Origin of the sequence: Xanthocytophaga agilis (assembly GCF_030068605.1) — a bacterium.
Classification (GTDB): domain Bacteria; phylum Bacteroidota; class Bacteroidia; order Cytophagales; family 172606-1; genus Xanthocytophaga; species Xanthocytophaga agilis.
Window position 1 is genome coordinate 41829 of the sequence record NZ_JASJOU010000025.1, and the last position, 23844, is coordinate 65672.

Here is a 23844-nt window from a genome sequence, read left to right on the forward strand (position 1 = left end):
GCTCTCAAGCTGATCTTCAGTATAATTTATCGCATTACAAGTTAACTTTATCACACAAATCAGTCACATAGATTGCCCAACGAGATTCCATTTGCTCCGAAATAGCACAATCAACTCTGCATTAATTATACTTAGTAAAGTAAATTAATGGTTAGTATAGTCTTCATTTTAGGCCAGTTTGGATAATTAATCAGTAGGGATAATTTTCTTTTGGCGGGAAAGCAATAACACCATTAGTGGATCCGGGCAAAAATGTAATCGTATGTAGGTGTAATCGTATGTAGGTGCAGTGGTTTGGTTGTTAATTTTAAATATGAAATAGTATAATGTAGCGAACAGATTGTTAGCAATCGATGATACAAAGCTAAAAGTATAGGTTTGTACTCTTGGATTTTCCATCTAGACAAAAATGAGGACAATAAATCTTTGTAAAGAGAATAACAAAAAAGGGCATAGGTATCAGATATATATGAGAATAAACTTTATATCCCTATTGATTTTTTAACAGGAATATAAACAAGCTATAAAAAATATGGATCTACCCTCACGCACACAATTATCTCATTATCAATACATTACAAGGTATTTGTAATAGATATTTATCAACATTAGCTTTACTATTCCTTCTCGCTATATATAGGTCAGCTTTAAAATAGTCATTGTTTTTGTCTCCTTGTGTGTGGTTGGGTTTTAATCCGATAAGTATATTTCCCTTATAGATTTTCCTTTATACCTCTATACTATCTTGGGACATAGCATTCTGTATCATACTTGGTAGGGTTCTTTGATTGAAATTGTATTGTTCTCGGCTGAATTTTCTTTATATGCGTTCTTTTTTATTTAGCATTGACAAGATATTTTGAAGCGTATCTTGGCTGGATTCAGGTAGAGAGTATAACGACCTCAAAAGGCACTTGCTGAGGCATTGATACAAATGCGAGAGCATGCGGGGGCAGAAAAAACCAATGCATCTGGATTACTGAAGGGCTTACGCAGTTTGTAGATATTTTGTACACCATGCAGATATACAAACAGAAATACAATAACTCTATGATTAGATTCTGACTTCTCTTATCAAATATGTAAAAGCCAATCAGGGAGGTTTGTCTGCTGTCATAGAGCAAGAGGCAATAAAGATAATGAGTATGGACAATGGAATAATGCACACAGAAGAGCTGTTACAGCATCATAAATAAAAGAATAGAGATGTCAACAAACTTGACAGCCGTAGTGCCCGGACCAATAGTACAGTATGTTTAGCTCATCGAGGGTGTTGATCAACAATAGAAACATCTTTTCCAAAATAAACTATGACCTGTGGCAAATACCACACTAGAGCATACACTTTACTGGACCCTAGACACTTTCGGGCAAAACCAGAAAACGAGTATAAGAAGGTCTTTTGATAAAATACAAGCGGGTAAGCAGACCGGATTGTACAAATGTCAAAGTGCCTTATAGTATAAAAACTGCTAAGGTGGTCTAATTGTTAAGTTGGCCTAATTGCGGCTATTTTAGTAAGATTGGAAGCTGGTAATTAAACCATTAACTTTGATCGTTGATTTTCACTAATTGGGTTTTGCAAGTAGGATTGAGTTACCTGTGTTTTTAATTGAACAAAGCAAAACCAGTTTCTTCTCAATCCTTTACCTTTTATACAATCCAGATCTAACGTTAAACAAAGGATGAATAAAGAAAATCTCCGGCCTATTTTACCAGCATCATTACCTTAGAAAAGTTCTCGTAGAGCAATCTTTTACTTTTTAACTTGTCTACAGAGAAGATTATACTCCTTTTTTCGTTGTGATAAAATATTCACCAGCGAAAAGCTTAAAAGTTGTGAAAGAGGCTTTCTGCCATTGTTTTTCTACACAGAGTTGTCTTTCTGTGAGCAACTTCTTATTCACATAAACTTTTACATCCTTACCTAAACGGACAATTGCTGTTGTACCTGTCGGGACAGTTAATTTTAATTGAAACTCGCTGATTTCTTTTTCAAATGACACACTAATCATTCCTTTCACAGTTGGAACTGTAAGCGATCCTGAAGTAAAGGTAGCAGGATTGGGTTCAACAAGAAAGGTCTTATAAGCTGCTTGTAGTGGTTTAACACCAAAAACGCACTGGGCGATTACAATCTGCGCGCCTCCGCTCCAAGCATGGTTGGTTGTGCCTCCACCAAATCCTCTTTCGCCTATCCCCCACCCTTCAAACAAAGTCGTGTAATCCGGATTTTTCACCATTTCAGAGAAACGTTCCTTCGTTCGTTGCAAGGCATATTTTCCTTGCCCCATCACAAATAATGCTTCCATTACATATTTTTCCATATATGGGCTGGCATGAAACTGTGTTTTTAATATAGCAAGGATAGAAGGATATTTTGATAAATCAGCTATTCCGGAAATGACTGCAATGGCTTGTACCCTGTCATCGGTTTTTCCCTGATAAGAAGAGTGACGGTAGGCATAGCCATTCCAGCATTTGTTGTATCCGGCTTTTACTTGTGCCATAATCAACCGATAGCCAGTTGCATCTATATCTTTGTCAAGCAGGTCTGCCATTTTTGCCGCACCATCTAAGGCCAGGTAGTGCCAGCCAGCTATAATCAGTCTTATGTCTTTGTTATCTCCCCAATCACCCCAAAGCCAATCTCCCTGACGCAATACGGTAAGGCCTGTATCATCAGTTTTCCACAGGGAAAGATATTTTTTTACAGCAGGGTAAACCTCTTCTATTGTCTTGCGGTCACCTGTATTTAGATAGTAATTCCAAAAACCATAGTATCCAATACTGGTAAGCATCTGATCAGGCAGTTCTTTGTTAAAGTTTCCGGGGATCGGAGAAAATAATTCTCCTTCTGTTCGCTGCCAGGCTGCCAGTTCATGTATGGCTTTACGCATCAACGCATGGGTAGAGGTAGAATAGGTATAAAAGCTTTCCCCCATAAGTAATACTGCATCTGCCCACCATTGCGCGCGTTCTCTGTCTGGACAATCAAAATAGTTGTCACGCATATTGACATATAAGGTGCGCAGTGCCTTTTTCCAAAACAGATTATAAAATTCATCACTGCATGTAAAACTACCAACAGGTTCTGTATTATATCCTGTTTGACGATACTTGATAGCGATGACCTCAATGTCAGAAGCAACAGTAAGCAAAATTTTCTCACCATTTAGCCAGCCATATGACTCATATTCCTGATAGCCTTTGGTTGTTATATATTCTGCCCGTAAGTTATTGGTTCCACCAGCTACACTGTGATCTGTACTAATTCCAATCCTATGCCCACCTGTATTGTCTTTTACAATAATAATTGGGGTCATTTGCATATTGTAGGGCAAAGGAGCGAAAATTGTATCTATCCCATTTCCATGATGCCGTTTAAAGGACAACTTTTTAATTCCGAAATCTTTCCATTGGGGAATCGGACGCTCTACTAAACCATTCCATGGTGCATCGCCGGGCCGGCCAATCTGTTGGGCTGCTTTAAAATCAGGTAAGGAATTTAACGACATTGTTTGCCAAGAGCCCATATCATTTCGGGCGTCAAAACGAATATTTGATTCGGGAAGCCGAAAGTTAGGAGACGGTTCATCCGTTGTGCTGTAAGCGGGATGAATCCGACATACCCATTTGTTATCACTGTAAAAGGTTACTTTGTCTGCTTGCATAGAGAAAAAAAGTCCGGCACGTCCGCTGTTTAGATGTGAAAATCCATCTTTTCCCAAATGCCAGACTAAGATAGCAATTTGGTTATTTCCTTTTTTCAGGTAAGGGGCCAGATCAACCTTATCATAATACGTATCCTGTGGATTGGGGCCGCGTTTAAGCCCACCTTCAAATAGGATAAGCTGTCCGTTAATCCAAAGCCAGTACTTTGTATCTGTAGCTATCATAGCTATTGCTTGACTAGGTTTCGCTGGCAAAATGATATCCTGACGAAAGGCTATCCAGGTATTGGGTTTATCACTTTTTTCCGATAATGAGGAAATCCAATAGCCTGACATATTTGTATCCGAGGCGAAAAGAGGCTGAAAACTATATAGCAGAAAACCTAGAAGTAAGAGAATGGTGCGCGTTTTGATTTTTAACTGTATGGTTTGAAGACGTATTTTTAGAGTGATCATATTCGGCAACCCAAGTATGTTGAAAACAAGTAGGGAATAATAGATAGAAACCAATAATAATAATTAAGAAATGGGAAGTGGCTCATACATCCCCTTTGGATTATGAACCACTATTTTTGACCAACTAAGAGCATTGACCAACTAAGAGCAAATTCTAGTAAGAATTTATTTTTTGCTTTAGAAAGCAATGAATTACTCTATGACAATCTTATGTAAAGAAACCTTTGTACCTGTCTGCACAGTAATTACATACAAACCAGCAGGAAGTATAATTGATGGAGAAATATCTAAGGTGTTGCCATTAGCCATTACTGTTTGCTCTCCCAATTTTACACCAAGCAGATTGGTTATGCTAATCTGCACCTTACCCTGATAGTTTGTATACAGATACAACTGTTTACCATCGGAAGGATTAGGGAATATATCCACTTTGATTTCAGAAAGAGTTAACTGAATGGAAATTACTTTCGATAAAGTAGTCTGATAATCGGTATCTACCTGATCGAGACGATAGTAATTAATTGCCATTGGATTTTGATCGACGAAAGCATAACTATATGCAGACGAAGATTCTCCCTGAGCAGGAACTTTCCCGATTACAGAGAAATGAATTCCATCACTGCTTCGCATCACATTAAAGTAAGCACTATTTTTTTCATTTGTGGTTGACCAGTTCAAGTGTACTGTCTGCTTTTCTATGCTACCTGTAAAGGTAAGCATCTGTACAGGTAGTGGATTGTATCCGGACACAGTCCCAAATGTATAAGGGCTGAATGAACCAATCTCAGCTGAAGTTATATACCCATTTTCTTTCGTTGCCCCAGCTCCAATAGCACTATTGCCCCGGCTTTGCCAAATCCCTGCAGCAGGCGATATACCTTCCTGTGTTGTATCCGGAAGGGCGCTATAACGGGTCACGCGCAGATCTTTCCAACCAGCAGCAAGGGGCGAAACAGCACTGTAGGACGACCAGTGCAAGGAAATTTTACCTTTGCTAGTGCCAGAAACACGTTCCATACGCCAGTATTCCAAAGCACTTATATAGCCAAGAGGGAGTTGGACTACCCTGCCTAACTCATACGGATTCTGCCTGAAATATTGAGCTTTAAAGGTGTTGTAGTTTGATGAAGAAGGTTGTATGCCAATCTCTCCAAGTGCCCCACTGCTACCAACAGGGAAGGTGAATGCAGTTGTGCCTGCTGTAATCTTAGCCATTGGACCATTTATATGGCTCGCATTTGACCCTCCGGAAACATGTTCAGAAGCACCACTGACCGTAGAAGTCTGATCTAACGTCAATAAATTACTGTTATCGGTAGTAATGATTCCATTTGTCAATGTTAATGCATTTATACCACCTACTAATTGTAATGGTGTTCCTAATATAATTTGTCCACCAGCACGGTCTATTACCAGGGATTTAAGTTGCTGTGCACCTGGAGAGAAAAGGAGCCGCCCCCCTGTATCTCCGCTACCACCAACAACAATGGAAGAGGTATTACTGCCCTTAATAGTACCCGAGCTGGTAGAAAGGGTTCCATTCAAATAAAGTGTGTTACCATTTATGTCCAATTTGTCCGAGCTCTTTTTAATATCCAAAAGTCCATTGACAGTAATAGCACTAGTTTGACTAACCACAGTTGTTGCCCACTTTGCCTGATCAGTAGATTTTCCCTGATCAATGGCCAGATTATTAAACACACCACTACCGGAGATATTCTGTATGTCATTTCCAAAGAAAACGATAGTGCCTGTGGTATTGGTAATGACCGATCCATTGTTGTTCATATTACCACAAATACGCAGCATATAGGAATCATTAACAGTCAAAGTGGCTCCTGTCTCTATGGTAATATTTCGTACCTGTGCTGCAGTATTCGGTAATGAACCAGTAAAACTATTGTTGATATTAGTCCCCCCATAACTATTAATAGAAGAAGGAGAGCGTGTTTGATAGTTTTTACTAATTACCGGATACACCCTGCCACCAGGCAGGGTAGCCGGAATGACCACATCATCACCGCAAGTAGGCAGATTGGGAGCACACACGCCCCAGTTATCAGAATTAAACCAATCGGACGTATATCCTTTCCAGACAAATTTATTCACTACAGCAAAGTTGTTTCCAGTACTGGTTTTACTACTACATTCATATAGCTCTATGTTATCAAAAGCGACATCGTTTCCCAAACCCGATGCACTGATATTTCCTATCCCTAAGGTGAGTTGGGTCTGATTGCCCGTATTGAGCTGTACAGAATATTTTGACCAGTTACAGGACGAAGCATAGTTATCCACAATATCATCTCCCATTCGGTAGCAATCTACATACACGGCAAACTGAAGTGTATTTTGCGAATACCGGTCCAGACTTGCGGCCCAAAAGGTAAAAACATAATTGGTGTATGGCTTCAGATTGGTTATGGTTTGTCGCCAGGCAATAGCAGACCCAGAAGTGGGTGCATCGGCGATAAGCATATTTCCTCCGTCAATCGTTTTTCCATTACTATCTTTTGTTGGAGCTCTGTTGCCATTATTCATGTCACAAAAGCCAACATAGTACCAGTTTGGATTGGTACTAACGGTATAGTCTCCTATTGGCCAGCCATACGAATGAGCATTAGGATCGTGCTGGTTAAATTCAGATTCAAAATCACCCTGATCAAATTCAATGATTCCGTTTCCATTAATATCATTAATGCCTTTACCCACACCATATTTGCCCACTTTGCTAAAATCACCATTTTTAATCAGATTGCCAGTGCCTGAACAATTGACAACAATCTTTTTTGCATTACTCATACAACCAGATGTACTTACGGCTACCAGATAATATTCTCCCGTACCGGGAAAATCTGATAATCTGGGAGTGTAACTATTCCCTGATGCAGAGGGTATTTTAATGATCTTAGTATCTGTAGAGCCATAGGTATACCCCCAGTAGGCTGTAACATACTTCCCTGATTCATAAGCCCTGACAACAGACAGAGTCGGAAAGTTCGGGTCAATGGATTCAGGTCCGGGATTAGCTATATAATACATGGGATAATCATTATTAGCACTTACTAGCAGCAAATCCGTACTAATTACCCGGTACCGATAATTGTTACCCAGATCTTTTATCCCTACATCTGAATATTTATCAGGAAAAGTCGTACTGATAGTAAAAACTGTCGAAGAAGTTGGATCAGCTGGGGTTAAGGTTCCATAAATATCCTGTGTAAGATCTTGGTTAAACACTCCATTTGCGTTAGACCTTTGTACTTTGAAAACAGTTCCTGCATTAAATCCTCCACCTGGGCCGATAGTGCTTAGTGTCACCGGAATAGCGACAGGCTGCCCTCCATACCAGCATATAGGGGAAATACTTAGTTTTGCAATAGGATTGATTCGTAAATCATTCAGCTTGATGCTCGCAATTCCCGTTGTTAGAGCAAACTTTACTTCTCCAATAGGGTTAGAACCAGCTGTAATAGCTATACCTGTAGTTACAATAGCTCCATTATACCATAAGTCTGAGGTATTACTGTTTATCGGATACGAGTTTCCGTTGGGTCCTGTGTAGGTTTGGTCAGCTCCACTACGATTAACTACCCACCAGAACTCTTTATCTGGGTTAGTATAATCCCCACTTGTATAATTTCCATTAAGTGAACTAATAGATAAGGTATTATTATTTTTAAGATTAAATACAAGTCCGGCAATGGCATTAACAGAAGAGGTATTATCTTCCATATTACTTCCCAAAAGTAGTTGAGCCCTACCATTGGCACTACTTGTAGTACCCTGTAGGCTAAATCGTACAATAGCTGTCGTCGGCACCGGACTCAGATCCCGGCTACGAAGTGCATACACTTCTCCTGACCCAGAATGAGTAAAAGTAAAATTAGTGGTATTTGTAGCACTAACAGTGTTGCCTTCATCACCGCTTGCACTCAGACGATCAAATTTGTTAAAAAATGCCCTCGATTCATTGTTAAACGCTCTGGCAGTATAGGACTTGGCAACAGTTAACGGGTAGGAAGTTGTGGCATTGACAAATTTACCACCAGGAGCAATAACTGGGTTAGCAATCAGAATATCTGCTCCTACCGCAGAGCCATTACTGGCTGTATAGGATCCACTAAAAGTAGCAAATGGAATGGATAAAATAATGTTTGAGGTAATGATTTTATTAGTACCTGTAAAAGTATAGACTCCTGTACCCGCAGCGAAGGACACCCCTGCATTAATTGTCAGATTACCTGTAATTGTGATAGATTCATTGACATTATTATTCCATCCGATCTTATCAAGCCAAGGACTTGACAAAGTAATGTTATTAAATACTTTTGCTCCCAAAACATTGGTGAACTGAAGCCCTCCATTTTGAATAATAGTTTCTCCACCGACAGTGAGAGTAACCGAACCAAGAGTAATAGCTTGGCTAGAAGTAATAAATTTTCCGCTGATATTAATAACACCAGCTTCACTTCCTCCTCCATTGTCAATACTACTGCCACTGCTTATCTCCAAATTTGTAAGATTAGTGATACCTACAGATGAATTATCAAGTAATTTTCCATAAGAGGGTATCGAAGTCCTACCAAACACAGTCAGGTCATTTCCTCCAATTTGTAAAGCTGTATTGTTGAAAACGGTTAACTCATTTGTTATGCTTGTTGTACCGGTAAGGGATTTTGTTGCTCCAGTTAAAAACAAATTGCAATAGGTTGTAGCCTTTATGCTCTGGTTTGATCCTTGATATTGGACTGTATTTAGACAGGAACCTGCCAGAAGGCTTCCTGTTGACATAGGAATTATACTATTTCTGTAAACAAGTAAAGTCTTATTTTCAAAGACAGATCCGGCATCGTTTCCATTCAACATACCCGATATACTTACCCCACTTGTAGCTTCAGTAATTTGATTGGTAACTCTGATGGAGCCAACAATGAGCACATTGCCTCCAATTAAGAGAGATTTGCTGCCGGATAAAGTCTGATCTTTTTCAGAAAAAGTAAGTTGGGAACCAGTAGTTGAGAAGGTACCATTGTTTGTGATACCTCCCTTAAAAATAAGGGATGAACTACCTGTTATTGAGAATGAGCCTGTGTTGGTAATATTTACTGTACCTGTAAAGGTATTCACACCCTGATTGTGTATATCTTTAAAATTTCCTGCAATGACAGTATTGCCAACAATATTCAGATTGTAGGTAGTAACATCTACTGTAGTATTTTTTCCAATGGATAGATCTCCGTTTATCTGTGTATCTCCCTGAAGAGTTTTGGTATTACTACCAAGCGTGCTTACATTAATATAGTTACTACTGGCAAACACCATCTGGTTAGTATTGCCACTGTAGATAACCGTACTATTGGAAGTAGCGCTGGTAGTGAAAATGCCTACTGTATTGGATGTGCCTGCCAGGTTAAGGATATGATCTAAATCTCCACTACTGATATCAATTGTTCCATTGGATGCCAATAAATTTCCAGTTACCGTTACAGTCTGTGTAGCCTGGGCATTAAAAACCAGTATGGCTCCATTGCCAATGCTCAGATCTGCAGCCAGAGACAGATTAAGCCTGGACGTTCCAAGAAAAGTTAAAGAGGAATTTGGATTAAGATCAATGCTATTGCCACTACCAGCAGTTACCACCAATGTTTTTCCATTAGCATTTGTACTGGCAGTCAAGCTCACTTTAACACCGCTCCTGACTATAATTCTTCCAATGGAATCAGCAGACACATTAATAATAGGCGAAACAGGTGTTGCATTAAACTGAATAATATCACTGCTAGCTGGCGAATTTCTGGCAGGAGTCCAGTTGGCAGGTTCATTCCAATCAGAATTGAGGGTTGCCGCATTCCAACTATAGGTGGTCTGGGCAGAAGCTGTTAGCATGGCAAATGCATCTGCTATCAGAAATAAAACGAAAAGTATAAACCTTCGTCCACTATTTGTAAAAAGATCAAACATACCACTGGTGAAAAAGAATTGTAGAGTATAAAAGGAAACACAACTTCCGAAGCTCGTTTAGAAATACAAAAAGCATAAGGAGTAACAAAGTTATAGAGATCACGAATCAGACTCTTTTCCCCTATGAAGACAAAAGTGTAGACACCTGGCGGAGGTAATGTATAAACCTGACAATGTGCACATTAAAAACACATATATACATCTATAATGTACTTATTGAGGTAGTCAGATTTTTAAGCACATTCTCTTAACTTACACATCTAATCAGAATATTACATGATCTGTCGTTCTAAGATGTATAGCAGAGTCAATTTGAAAATTGTGCTTTTGATTAGATTATTTAAGAACATCCTTCCATCTGACGTATTATAAGCAGATCTATTAGAACTATAGAAAGGAACTACTTTTATAGCACTTGGTTCTGATAAAAAGCACTATGCTTGTAAATCCAGTGTCAATGAGCTGGCTATTCAAACGTATGCTTCTATTAGATGTGAGACATTATCTGACTTATTTTATCAACCTTATATATCACAGAGAAATATATACATTTAAAAAAATAACTATAAATAACATCTATAAACACATATTCATATAATAAAACACAATCCTTGCTTTAGTTTAAAAGTCCAAACATAAAGAATACTTACATAAAGGCTTTTTATGATAGCAACACAGTATGTCCCTGTTTTAGTCTTCTTTTATTTAGTCGTTTTCAGTTATTTACAAGTGAGTCTATAGATCTTACCCAAATGAGGTATCAACTTGTTTTTCCAACAACAAATAATGGCAAATAAACCAGCAAGGATCTATAAAAAGAGCGATAGCTTTGGATGTATAAATTCGCTTCCTATAAGGAGATAATAGCAGATTGTAATTAATCCTATTCGATTTTTCAAGCAAACCTGAGTATAAGAAACAAATCATCAGTAGGCTTCTCAACTACAATACTTTATCAATACACTATTCCTTATCATTGCACTATGAGTTGTAAGTAAAAAAGTTAAGACACTAGCTTCGTTGGCAACTGATCATTTAGTGCTTGCGTAGAGCAGAGCTATTGGATAAGGTATAGTTTTTAGTACAATTCTATCAAGCAGATTAGAGCTATTACCAGATTGATCTTCTTCAGTTTTGATTTTTTTGATGCAAAAACTCCGGTAACTGAATAAATAAAATGTCAACAAAGAACCGTAGACGTTATGTCATGGATTTCCAGGTTGAGATACTCTGATATTCTTACTCCTGCAGTGTGATACCGGCAAAAGAATCAGTAGGATTTTATCGGGAATATCTGCTAGTTAGTATGAATCAGGGGTATATTAACTAGGGGTATATTAACTAGGGGTATATTAACTAGGCCGGAAATAACGTAAAAGGTTATCTTCGAGATCCAATCCTGCAGGATTAATTTACGAGCTATAAAAGCGTTGCTTATCATCTGTCTGGCACAAGAAAACCTGAAAGATGATAAGACCCTGATAGCATTTGAATGTATTCCAAGGTTTAGAAAAGCTTGTGATTATAGAGATATTTCCCATTAAAAGGTAGTAAAAAGTAAATCCTTTGGCTATACCATAAAAAAGGTATAGTCATAAACTATACCTTTTTTACTCTCTCATTTTAACTACGTAACTAATACCAACTTTAAATCCGAGTAATTATTTCTGAGTAATTATTCAGGACTGACTAGAAAATGCAGTGACTTTCTGGGCAAATTTAATAATCCGTACTACTGTATTCTCCAGATCGAATACAGGTGTATAACTGGCATTTAACAACATACATTCCCCGGCATATGTGATACGTTCTACCTCCCCTACCTGAGCTACTCCCTGTCTGAGCTCTTCCCAAAACTGAGTATACTCTTTTGTTTGCCTGTAATCGGGATTGACCAAAATCCGGTGATGTTTACCTTGAATCTGTGAGAGGGTATACCCCATTAAATGTAAAAAGTTATCATTGGCAGAAATAACATAGCCATTCCTATCGAATTCAATGGTAGCAAGCGTTGAGTTAACTGCTGCAGATAATGCGTGCAGCTGCTTGCTCTGTCGTTCGATTTCCTCCTGAGTTGAAACTAATTCCTCCATGTTTTGCCGCAACTCTTCTTCCTGAGCACGCAACTCTTCTACTTGTTGTTGAGAAAAAATTTCAAGTTCTTTCTGACGGGTAATGTCATTGGCCAGTTTAATCACTTTTGTATACTTTCCATCCCTGTCTTTCACAGGAGCATAAGAGACCTGCATCCAGATTGATTGTTGATCTTTGGAATAGCGAACTACCTGTCCCATAAAGACATTACCGTTTTGAAGGTTTTGCCAGAATTGGATGTAGTCTGCCGATTGTGCATACAGCGGGTCAACAAAGATCCGATGATGTTTTCCTCTGATTTCTTCTGAGCGGTAGCCCATAGCCAGAAGAAAGTTTTCATTGGCCTCCAGTATATTTCCCTGCATATCAAATTCGATGCTGGCAAATGTATTGGTAACAGTTTGAAAAGCCAGGAGCAGATTTTGAGATTCTATTTCTCTCCGCCTGACTTCTTCCTGGCTGGCAGCAAGTTCTTCCAGGTTTTGCTTGAGCTCTTCCTGCTGTGCTTTTAATTCTTCGGTTTGTTGTTGAGATTGCAACAGCAATTGTTGAGTTTGCTGATGAACCCGGTTTGAAGAAATACTGGAGGCAATACTTTCTCCCAGCTTTTCAATAAATTCGATCTGATAGGAATAAAATAGATTAAATGATGCCAGTTCTACAATAGCCAGAACCTGTTCATTAAGCTTGAAAGGAATCAATACCAAACTACGTGGGTTTGCATCTCCCAAGCCAGAGGTTATCGATATATAATTAGCAGGGATATCAGTCAGATGTATGCTTTCAGCCTCCAGATAACATTGCCCAACAAGCCCTTCTCCGATTTGTATTGTCTGTTCTGTGTATTTTTTACGATCATAGGCATAACAGGCCACCTGTCTTAAAAACTGAGCTGGCCTATTTTGCTCAATATCCACAACAAACAAACTACCTTGATTGGCCCCTATGTATTTTACCAGACTGGCCAGCAGTATATCATACAAGGAGGCATTATTTTGTTGATCACGCAAAATGTCTGTAAAATAGGCTAGTCCTTCACTTGCCCATTTCCTCTGGTTCTCCTGCAGGGCGATAGCTTTCATTTGTTCCCGCATCTGCATCAGTGAGCAAGCCAATGAATCGGCTTGCTGAGGAAAATCGGTTTTATCATCTTTTAAACCAGGATAAGCAAGTGTAAGATTGCCTTCCTGTATGGCTTTAATAAATCGAAGCGCATTGCTAATTTGGCTTTGAGCTACTGTAAGTTGTTCTGAAGCTGAATAAAGTCTTTTTAACTGATTTGATTTAATAATTGTAAACATGTTCATCATATTGGGGGTTAATAATAATTTAATGCGCCAAACCAAAGTAACCTGCTTGTCTTTTATGGTATTAAATTGTATCTGTTCTCTGGCAGTAAATCTGTACAATAGATTTATTGTATAGTAGATTTATTGTATAGTAGATTCTGATAAAAGGTGTATAGTTAGAATAATCAATTAAAGTTGCATAGTGGCAAGTCTGATCAAATCGCTTTTATCAGAAAGTTGACAGATCTTCCGATCTAACTTATAAAACTGTGTCCTGCCTGGATTATGCTCTTTAACAAGGTATATTCTATTTGTAAGCACATTGGCTCTGTGCATAACTCCTGCTTTAAAGAAGGCCATATGACAGGCAGAACTATATAGTTCAGAATTATATATTCCAACTCCTTTTCTTGAGGGAAAACGATTTTACTACCATTAATCATTGATAGATAGTATGGAAGTAAAAATCGCAGATTAAATGTAAGTGGTAATAAAGCATCCTTTTACCCTTGGTAAGATGCTTCATTTTCTAGAGTCTTACCAACCAGATCTGGGCATTATACGGGACATTATACGGGATCCTTTCTGCTTATACAGGGTTCATTCTTACTGATAATACCAAAGACAGGTTGATAATACCAGTTTTTGTTTAAGCGAAAACCGAACCTGACAAAATTAGGTGAATAGCACTAGAAACAGGATAAGTAATGCAGGACAAATACAGAGACAAGTGTTATTTGTCTACAAGGTAGCTCTTGAGCAAACCATGAATCAAGATGTTAGTGTAAGACTGTCCATTTACTGTCCACTTCTTCACTTACTGTTTTAGTAGCCATTAATGGCTCTATAGTAAATAACTTTAGTTAATAGTTAAGCAGTTAGTTGATTCAATCTGTTTGTGTTGTATGTATACCATCTGCTGGATGTAACTTTCAGGATGTATACTTTTCAGAGGAATATAAAAGCAACACAGACATAACTTGTCTTTACTTTTTCTTACATACGAAAACCACGCAGGACTATGCCAACCATGCAGAGAGTATTTTTTAAGGAGTATTCTTTAAGGAGCAGCTTTCCTATTTCTTTGGTAAACAGTAGTTAAATAAAAGCTGATAATTGTGTAGTCAGTTTATTTAAAGCACAAAGCCAGGAATTAGAGCTTACACAAATCTCTTTTTGGTTCTGTTGATCATAAAGAGTGACATATAATTTTGTATAAAATAAGAATGATGTCTTTATTATTGTTTTTTTGCTGCCTGAGGGACTTACCTTATAACCAATCTCATTTAATACTGTAATTACATCTGGTTTTCGTTTAATAAAATGCCAGTATAATTTCTCCTGGGGAATTCCTACAAAGGTATAGTCTGTATACAAGTAGAATTGCTGACTATCTTTTAGAAAGACTAGATATGGCATATTTGACAAATAATTGTAAAGAAATCAGATACTACTCAAAAGGCGATGACAGGGTTTTCTCTTACTGGCTAAAAGTAAGATAACGAATTTATACCTGTGACTTTTCAACTAAAATCTAGTATAACTTTCTTATACAGAAACAGATAATGTAACATTTTTCGCTAGCGCATTTCTCCTTCTTTTGGCTAAGATAATTGTCTCAAACCATATTTTGCCAGATACATTTTATTACGATTCATTTGGCATAATAAGAGTTGAAAAAGAAGGATTAAAAAAGAATACCACAAGATGCAGTATTCTTTCTAAGAAGCTAGATGAGCTTAATTATTCATAAACCCGTTTTCCAAAAAAGTTGCTCTAACATACAGCAACTTTTCCAACACAACTAATTAAGAAATGTAACTTATACCAAACGCTGTGTTATAATTGCTGTGTTATAGTTGAATACAAAGTTATACTATCCCCACTTAGAGTAATAGCTGCATATACAGATGTCTCATTTTTTGTCTATAAGAAATAGGATAGATTACCAAAGTGGACATACTCCATCTTCTATGCATCCATCGTTAATCATGCTGTAGTTAATCGTGCTGTAGTTAATCGTGCTGTTGATTTAAGATTTTCCAATTATGGAAAGGAAGCAAATGAACCAGATACGAATTATATCTCCCATTTTCTCTTGCATCCAAAACAACAGTCTAGCCTTATTGCTCCAGCCTGAGAATTTTCTATAGTTTAAGAATATAGATAATCTGAGATTCGGCAAAATTCATCTGTTCATACAAACCAGCAATGTAAAATAAATAAAATCATTTCTCTTTATGTTTCAGTGGGCCACTTTAAAGGCAAGCACTCAATTTGAGATATAAACTTTTTATGATTGGGTTATAGCCGACTGACAGCAAAGTCTGATCAGGTAGGAATAATGATTGTTTAACCACCTGTGGAGAAATGTATTTTATTAAATGTATTTTATTGAAGCAGTTAAAATGAGCTACTGTCTGCATTGTGCTGCAATAAAGCAGACTTTACTATTCTATACAGAACCTTACAAAGCATGGGGAAATTCGGCAACTAACGGGGAAAAATTCAGTAAATATTCTTAGAAAAGTTTTACAACAATCTGTTCAAATAAAAGGGAAGCATAGTTCTATCACCTTCTTGCTAAACTATAGACAAAATAGATGACATTTAATAATAGTAATAAATACCTATATAAATACAGACAAGATTCTGATATTGGATCTGAGTACTTTTAGATAGTACTAAAAGAAGTTATAAAAAAAAATAGATCACAAATGGTAAGTAAACATTGTAATCCCTGACGTTTTTGTAAAATAAGTTGAATTATTTCACGATTTGCATAACACATTTCCTGAGAATATTTCAATAAATACAGCAAGTTGCTTTGTCATTCTTTTTGTCACTTTACAAGATAAGTAGTATTCTATTTTATTGTATTTACTTTGTTTAAAATCGCACCTAAGCCTAGCGAATTAACCCAAAACAGAGATTCTAACAACAATGAACAGATATATTGTACTGTTGTTTGTTATTAGTTGAGAGGTTAATTCCAATGAAAAAATGGTATCTTAAAATTTTAAAGTTATCGGTATTTTCTAAAAAGAGAACAATTTTATCTATTGATATGATTTTAACAAATCAGTCAAATGCAAGAATCAATCTCGATAGGATTTTTCTAACGCTCATCTATTTAGCATATACTTATGCAACTACCAGATCTGAGCCCAGCAGTATAAATCAATATCCATACGTAAGGTAATCTTGATTCACACTGTTATAAAAATAATAGTGATATAAATTTATTTTATGTATTATTTATACTTAAAAATATTTCGTTCATTAATTACACCTTTTCAATTCTATGCATTTACTACGTAGACTAAAACTAATTATAGTTCTTACTTTTTTATCCATCTGTGTTGATCTTTTGACTTAGCCCTACTGCTAGTAGTATACGGATAGTAGTATACGAAATATCTATGGCAATGAAAGTGCAGGTAGCAATGCCAGTTAGCAATGCCAGGAAACAAGCTTATCAGCCGAAGACATGTAATTAAGCAAGAAAAAACAGTCTTTCTACAAAGAGCGCAATAAAACTAATCTTATAAATATGCACAAATCTTTCAAAAATCATATAACCATTCAACTCTATAAATAAACTATATGAATAGGTGATGGATTAAAAAAAGGATAGCTACAATTAAAATAACAAGGGTCTATACCTAAACAAACTAATCTTTAGTCAACTATCAAATTATAACTATCGGTATAAAAAAAGGTCACAAAAGATAATTCTCTATAATTTTTTGCATTACAACTCCATGAAAAAAACAATTCTTTTAGTTGACGACGAAGTTATCAGTCGTACCATACTCACTTTTATACTCCAACGAGAAGGATATCAGGTCTTAACAGCGATAGATGGTCTAGATGCACAAGGCCATTTGCAAGGAAAAAGCATTGATCTGATAATAACCGATCTGAATATGCCCAATATGGATGGAATTACCTTAATTGGAGAGATCCGGATTCGGGATGCCTATAAATACACCCCCATTGTCTTATTTACTTCAGAATCTGAATGGCAGAAAAAGAAAGCCATAGAGGCTGGCGCTAATGGGTCAATAGACAAGTCCTTTCAAACAAAACAGATACTTACCACAATTAAAGCCATGATAAATTAATAAAAATCATTACTCAAATACAGAAGCATATTCTTACCGTAGATGATGATTACCCGTAACATACTCAACAAACTACTCACAAAAGCAGGATGTCTGGTTATGAGTGCTGAAGACGGAGTAAATGCGCAAACGTATCTGGATGGACGCTTTTTTAATTTAATCATACCCGATCTGAATATGCTTACTATGGATGGAATCGAACTGGTTAAAGCCATTAGAGCGCACGCCATCTACAGATATATACTGTTAATTATGATCTCAACCAAGTCGAATCAAGATCGGCCTGCCCTCGAAGCAGGAGGTACTGTTTTAATCAAAAGCCTTTTCAGGTTTAATCCTTACTAGTCAGTATAAAGAAAAAGGTTATAAACCCGAATAGGGGTCTTTCAGTATAGACAGTTACTACGTTCATCCTAACAGTCTAAAAGCATATAAGCAAAAAAAGGTAGAGCAAGAAAGATAGCAGTTTTTATCTATTTAGCTTTTATTCTAAAATAAGAAATTGTTCTCATAAGTATTTCATTCTGTCTAAAACAATATAGCATGAAGTCAATACTCAAAAGGCCAATAGTAAGAACTATTATGTTAAGATTATGGAGCATTTCAGAAACATCTGTAACTGTTTTTATAATTTATCTGAGCCCTGAGATGTTTATTGAAGTAATCCTTATGTGTTTTATACTATGGATAAACGTGATATTTTTCTATTTAAGTAAAAGGATGCTGCATTCATTCATCAAGGTAATGAATGCAGTACTATTCATAGGTGCATTCTTTTGTTTACTAGTTTTACTTCTGGTCATGTTTGCTTTAAATCTCTGGATGTTTAGTTTACTGCTTTCTTTGCTTTTACCACTACACCTATTTGTTTTTTATCACTCTATCCAAACAGACACTTGCATAAGAAAAGCCTTTGTTTTATGGAATGACGAGAAATAATCAAATAGTATCATAATCTAAAATACTATAGAAGTAAACCTAATAAGAATTAAACTCATGTATAGTCATACGAGATGTACCCACAAATACGCTGTATTTACTAAAGTAAATCTACGGCAAAGAGTAGATCTTTTTATATAAATACTAGCCCCTGTGTCTTTGTTTTTAGAAAACCTTTTGGCGGTTTGAAAACAGAAAGGTTTGTTTAAATAACAGACTATGATCAGTCTTTTATGTAAAAGAAAGATTTATTCACAATATGTGAGAAGAAACGAAAATGCCATTAGTATAGTCAAACGGTGGTCTGGTTTAAATGTTGCGAATTGAAATCAAGTTGTGAATAGAATTCGACAATCCAGTCAGCAATACATTATTAATTACCTGCAGGGCACACTATTGTATACTTCTACTTTCGGTATTGTATGCTTCAATGTTAAGTATTTATTATTTCTATCGAAAATCTTAAACAAAACTAGCCTTACAAAGGTTTAGTAGTATGTTAAATAACTCCAAATACAACTGACAATAATAAGATCACTAGTCCTGAATGACAGATCTTACTTTGTTGATTGTTATAATCAATTTATTTTCTTTCTCTATTAATCTGTATTGAAATAAAATACGAAGTGTTAGTCAGATAAATAAGAGAACCAGTTGATTAGGCGAGATCTCTACAAAAAATATCCCATATCCAATATAAAGGGTTCAATAGAGGAACAACCTCTAAAGGATGTTGTGCGCTAAATTCCTGACTAAACCGATCGTTTTGAATTTTAGCAAAGCTAGTCATTAAACATACTATAAAAGATCAATGTAATTCTATTTCTGAATAGATTATACGCAGTTTCGTGTGTCCGACTGTATGCTTTTGCCAATACCAGAGGGTAAGCTTTGTATTATATTTCGTATTCGGATAGATTTTAGAAAATTTTATATTAAGTAATCCTTGTTATAAGTAAAATGTTAAAACACGTTAGAGAAAGCTTCCTTTCAAAACATATCCTTTCTGCAAGCATTACAATCATTACCTTACTTCTGGCCTCGGATATTTTCATTACTTATTTCAACCATCAGGTGATGAAAGAAAATATTTTACGCCAAAATCAGGCAGAAAATGTCAAATTAGCCGTTTCTCATGCCATCTATTTGATCCATAATGCTGACTTGGCATTACGCGGATATGCTGCTTTTGAAGATACAACCTATCTTCCACCGCTTCGATTCGCCATTGAAGATAAAGACTCGATTTACCATACTATTGAACAACCACTTCTCGATCAATATTATCCTTTGACTGAATTTGTTCTTTTAAAGGATTCGATCAATGTTTATCTGAACGAATGTCAGCAGATGAAGTCTTTGATTGAAGAAAAAAAATATATAGAGGTAAAAAAATGGTCTGCTCAAGCAAAAGGGTATCATTTATGGCTACAGTATAAGCGTTTTAAAAATCATATTGATCAGTTTCAGGACCAGGTAAAATCAGACGCACGCAGCGAATTTGATACAGCCATGCAGATCAATTACTGGATTGAAGCTGCGTTGCTAATGCTTTGTGTCCCTATTCTGGTACTTACTGCTGTTTTTGCACATAAACAACTGATAACAAGTCATAAACTGCAGCAGATTGAAGCACAAAACTCGCAATTGCTCTGCGAACAAAAAACTAAGTTGGAAGAGATGGTAATCCAGCGCACACAACAAATTCAACTACAAAATCACCAATTAAAAGAACAGCATGAACGTATCTTTCGGCAAAAAGAGCAATTAGCTATACAAGGGGAGGAACTTGCTCTGCAGTTTGAAGCATTGAAGCAATCCAAAAAAGAAAAGTTACAAGCTTATGCGCGAATTATTCAGGAGAAAACAATTACAATTGAAACAATTAAACAAGAGTTGGAGAAGGTAAGAAAAACACAGGTATGGGATATGCTTACCGACACAAACTTCAATAATTTATTGCATGCCCGCATTCATACAGAAGAATCCTGGCAACAGTTTAAAATTAACTTTGATGCAATTTATCCTAATTTTTTTGCTAAGCTTCGTCAGCAATATCCAGATGTAACCTCAGCAGAACAGCGATTGGCGGCTCTAATTAAACTGAACCTATCTTCAAAAGAATGTGCTGACACACTAGGCATTAGCATAATTAGTGTTAGAAAAGCACGTTACCGACTTCGTAAAAAATTGCAAGTTGAAACTTCTGTATCACTTGAGGATTTTATTCAAACATCCTTCTAAATCTTTTTTTGCCTTGTTTAAATCTAACATCTACTTTAAGATAAGTTGGTGTATATATAGCTGAATATATATAGCTGATCAACTTACTCAATAGCAATAAGATTATGTAAGGAATATCTTATTCTGTTTTTATATCTTTCTAAATTAAATTGACTACCGACTACCCATAAACATCTAAAATCCACCACGAAGCTTATAGACAAAATGTTCCATCTTAGGCTTTCCTCCTACTTCTTATAGACAAAAGGTAAGACATCTGTATACGTAACAGTGACTTTAACCAGTAATAATATAGCTTTGCCAGATAGTCCATACACTTAGGGTGTATATAACTGTAATGTAAATTATTGGGGTAGAAAAGTTGCTGTATATTACATCAACTTTTTTGAGTAGTGAGTTTGTAAGTAATAGACTCATCATAGCTGGTTATAAAAAGGATACTGCATCTTGTAGTATCCTTTTTTTACAAAATATGAAAGGTCTTATTTAGCCTAGTTCAAAGCAAGGTGAATAGCCCAATAAGAGTTTAAAGCTAAAATTCGCCTGATCAGAGAAAATAGTAACCTTTCACTTATGTATTAGGCAACTTTTCTGACGTGACGTGGCGTTGCAGGTAATAGTATATAGGCTACCATCTGCTTTCCGATAGTTAAGTTAGAGATTATAGACAAAATTTACCTAATACTGAAATAGACTATTCAGTTCTTCTCTATATACATCTATATATAGTTCTTTATAAGCTTCCCAATGATACATTTTCTATCCTTATATGAGGCTTTATATGAGGAAAAACAAACTATTAAGTAAAACCCGTTCAATACCCCGCTTTCCAAAAGTGAAACCAGCCCAAGTGAAACCAGCCCAACAACTAGTTCAATGTATTATTTTGATATAGTATAAAGTTTATATACTGAGCCACTTAGATTCGCATTTTAAGGCTATTTTCAAACTTGTTCTACTCAATTTAATACACTCATACTAATGAATTTAGCTCGATTTATATACAGTTAGAACATTTAGTATAATCGTGAGGCAATCTCTGTTAGACACAGATTAGGAATTTTTCTGACTATCTCATCAGTCACGACTGATAGCTTTGCATTTACCTAAAACGATTGAGTGATATATATAGATAGTTGAGTAATATTACTCTGTTTCAAATGCAGGATCTAACGTATTAACATATAGATATAAATAGGGTAATAAATGATTGGAGTAACTCTGATTATGATTATCTGGATTGGTTGCATGTAAGAAACGGTTTCTGAAGAACAAAGTGAAATTTCAAATTAAATGAGCATGTGTGTGTAGAACAAAATACAAACTGTCAGGATAGAGTATTTGCATAAGATATGTTGGATTAAGATATGTTGGATCAAAACGTGCCCGGTGTTATTTTACTCTTTCAAACAATAACTTTTGTTCTACATTTTATTGTCAATTACATACACCTAACAGTAACCTATGGGCTTTGTTAGTTATTACATGGGACTTGTTCTAAATCACCAAATTGATGTAAGACTATATCTGTTTGTTTAGGCCCCAATTAATTTTCCTTTTTAGTTAAAAAGGAAATCATATCAGACCTTGCAAAAGGTTAAACTATTAGCCATTGTATAAGGATTGTAAGGCGTTTCCAGACTTGGTTTTACTTACTTACACTTAATAATAAGTTATAATCGATTCTAATCTAATTTGGTAATAAGTGAATTCAATTATTGTTAAAAATCTCATTAACAGACACTTGCTTGGGGCTAGCGCAGCTATTATTATTGTTCTCTTATCTGCTAACATTGTCATCTCTAGTATTAATAGAGATATAATGAATGAAAACAGACAACTTGAGAAACAAACTGAACAAGTGAAGAAAGCTGTTTTTCAATCTTTATATCTGATCCATAATGCAGATCTGGCTCTGAGAGGATATGTAGCTTTCAAAGATTCTCGTTACTTACCGCCACTGCAATTCGCCTATGAAGATAGGGATTCTATTTATCAAACAATCGAAGTGCCTCTATCCCTTCAAAATTATCCTCTGGAAGAGTTTAATAAGCTGAAAGATTCCATCAATGTGTATTTGGATCAATGTACAAGGATGAAAGACTTATTTGATCGCAAGCAGCTTACAGAATTTAATCGCCTAGCCAATGAAGATAAGGGATATCATTTATGGTTACAGTATGACCAGTTTAACAAAAGGATTTGCCGGTTTGAAGATACAATCAATGAGCAGGCACAACAACGCTATAACGATGCACAAAACTCAAATCATCTAATTCAAGGTCTTCTGGTTATATTTTGTATACCTACATTGCTTTTTACAGTTTTTTATACATATAAGCAGGTAAGTACAGCAAAAAAACTCAGAGATGCTCAAAGAGAGAATATACATTTGCTGGCCGAGCAGAATGAAAAGCTTGAGGGAACTGTCAAGGAACGAACAGCTCAGATTATGAACAAACAACAAGAACTGAAAGAGCAATATCAGCAGATTCTTGAAAAGAATACGCAATTAGCCAGACAAAGAGAGGAATTAGTGTGGCAACAAGAAGAATTGGTCTGGCAAAACAATGCGCTTGTGCAAGCCAAAAAACAACAACTGGAATCTTATGTAGAATCTATTAGAGAAAAGAATGAGATTATTGAGGCTATTCAAGGGAAACTTAATGAGCTTAAAGACAGAGAACAGGTAGAGACTGATTTTATTGAGAATTTCGATATCATTCTTCGATCCACTATTTTAACAGAAGAGGCATGGCAAAAGTACAAGACAACATTCGAATCAGTGTATCCCCATTTCTTTGCGACCCTGCGCTATTGCTATCCCCATATTACGGATGCTGAACAACGGCTGGCGGCATTGATCAAGCTAAATCTTTCCCTGAAAGAGTGTGCCAATACACTTGGGATCGCTCCTGAAAGTGTTAGAAAGGCCCGTCATCGATTAAAGAAAAGATTTCATTTAACAGAAACAGACAACATAGAAGTTTTTATACAAAACTTATCTATGAAAGCTACCTGTTAGCTATGCTACAATCTACCTACTAAACTATTACT

At 36.2% G+C, this 23844-nt stretch carries 8 protein-coding genes; 4 read left to right on the forward strand and 4 right to left on the reverse strand.

Going from position 1 to position 23844, the window contains the following annotated elements; translation table 11 throughout:
* Nucleotides 1-1784 precede the first annotated feature (1784 nt).
* The 4 genes from QNI22_RS38495 to QNI22_RS38510 form a co-directional block, all read right to left on the reverse strand.
* Entirely contained in the window at nt 1785-4010 is a 2226-nt protein-coding gene (locus QNI22_RS38495; protein WP_314519726.1) for an alpha-L-rhamnosidase-related protein, read from the reverse strand.
* Between the two features lie 312 nt (nt 4011-4322).
* Nucleotides 4323-10094 carry a T9SS type A sorting domain-containing protein gene (locus QNI22_RS38500; RefSeq protein WP_314519727.1) on the reverse strand — a complete coding sequence of 1924 codons (5772 nt, stop codon included), beginning with the start codon at nt 10092-10094 and terminating at the stop codon, nt 4323-4325.
* 1679 nt (nt 10095-11773) lie between these two features.
* Nucleotides 11774-13489 (reverse strand): PAS domain S-box protein, encoded by a 1716-nt coding sequence (locus QNI22_RS38505; RefSeq protein WP_314519729.1) that lies wholly within the window; start codon nt 13487-13489, stop codon nt 11774-11776.
* Between the two features lie 1086 nt (nt 13490-14575).
* Nucleotides 14576-14896 (reverse strand): hypothetical protein, encoded by a 321-nt coding sequence (locus QNI22_RS38510; RefSeq protein ID WP_314519731.1) that lies wholly within the window; start codon nt 14894-14896, stop codon nt 14576-14578.
* 2345 nt (nt 14897-17241) lie between these two features.
* On the opposite strand from QNI22_RS38510, the gene QNI22_RS38515 reads away from it, so the two are divergent.
* The 4 genes from QNI22_RS38515 to QNI22_RS38530 all read left to right on the forward strand — a co-directional run bounded on the left by QNI22_RS38515 (nt 17242) and on the right by QNI22_RS38530 (nt 23812).
* Nucleotides 17242-17604, forward strand: a complete 363-nt coding sequence (locus QNI22_RS38515) for a response regulator (RefSeq protein WP_314519733.1) — start codon at nt 17242-17244, stop codon at nt 17602-17604.
* Nucleotides 17605-17646: 42 nt separating this feature from the next.
* Nucleotides 17647-17949: a response regulator gene (locus tag QNI22_RS38520; protein ID WP_314519734.1), complete on the forward strand. Its 303-nt coding sequence runs from the start codon at nt 17647-17649 to the stop codon at nt 17947-17949.
* A 1554-nt stretch (nt 17950-19503) separates the two neighbouring features.
* The gene (locus QNI22_RS38525; protein WP_314519736.1) at nt 19504-20787 is read left to right on the forward strand and encodes a hypothetical protein; all 1284 of its coding nucleotides are present in this window, start codon (nt 19504-19506) and stop codon (nt 20785-20787) included.
* A 1705-nt stretch (nt 20788-22492) separates the two neighbouring features.
* Complete coding sequence (locus QNI22_RS38530) at nt 22493-23812, forward strand: hypothetical protein (RefSeq protein ID WP_314519739.1); 1320 nt, start codon at nt 22493-22495, stop codon at nt 23810-23812.
* Nucleotides 23813-23844: the final 32 nt, after the last annotated feature.